The sequence below is a fragment of the Vibrio sp. 2134-1 genome, assembly GCF_033339495.1.
This window is the reverse complement of record NZ_JAWOUS010000166.1, coordinates 1-984: the sequence shown is the minus strand read 5'-3', so window position 1 is coordinate 984 and position 984 is coordinate 1. Positions and strand designations below refer to the sequence as shown.

At 47.9% G+C, this 984-nt stretch carries 1 protein-coding gene and 1 pseudogene; both read right to left on the bottom strand.

Annotation, left to right across the window (positions count from 1 at the left end; all coding sequences use genetic code 11):
- Nucleotides 1-267: pseudogene (locus R7R78_RS24675) on the bottom strand (ABC transporter substrate-binding protein); the annotation flags it as partial.
- 41 nt (nt 268-308) lie between these two features.
- Nucleotides 309-984, bottom strand: a 676-nt coding sequence (locus R7R78_RS24670; protein ID WP_225474443.1) for a metal ABC transporter permease, incomplete at its 5' end; no start/stop codon positions are given.

Sequence of the window (984 nt, the reverse complement as noted above, 5' to 3'; positions counted from 1 at the left end):
CCAAATGGCTCTCATGGTGATGGCCACGGTTGCGCTCTTTCCTGCCTCTGAAACTTGGTTTGCACCTTTAGTGGCGAACCAATTCGCCACGCGTTCAATACCATAGCGTTTGGGAGGCAGATATGTGGTTTCCACGCCCGTTCCTTTCATCAGTTGCTCTGACAGCATGTAAGTCACAGGGGTACTGGTTAAAATATCTTTGGCCATCGCCAATGATGACAATGTACTCATCGCCATCAATCCTAAACCTAAAGTAAGAGTTTTCATTTTTATGTCGAGATACTTAAGTTGGGTAGGTAAAAGCGTTATCACGCCTTACGAATAATTCGATAAACCGTTGCAGTTAAGAAGAAAGCAGCGGAAACAATGATGATCGACGCGCCCGATGGCACCGGTAAGTCGAGCTCCATTGGCAATATGTTGCCAACCAAGCAAGCAACCGTCGCAAGCAGAGAAGAAAGCAATACAAAGCTTCCCATTCGCTTGGTGAGCAACCTAGCTGTCGCACCAGGGATCAACAGCAGGGCACCTACTAACACGGCACCAACGATCTTCACTGCGGCGATCGTCACTAAAGTGATCATCATGACGAATAGGTAATCGTAAAAGCTGGTATTGAAGCCACGCACGCGAGCAATATCTGGGCTGATACACGTGAGCAAAATGCGATTAAATGTCGGAATCAGCAGCAGCAGGATGATCAAGCAACTCACTGCAAGCAACGTGATGTCTCTATCGGTCACCGTCAAAATCGAACCGAACAGTACGTTTTCTAGCATGTGTATGTTGATCTTACGTGCGACGTACATCAGCAACGCCGCCCCGACCGCCAGAGCTAACGCCAGAAATACACCGACCAACGTGTCATAAGGTACATTGGTGCGATTTCTCACGAAGTGCAGCAGCAACGCAAAGATCATGCAAAAGCTAAACAACCCTATGATTGGGTTTTCTGGCGGTTCACCCAGTAAAACACCAATAGCG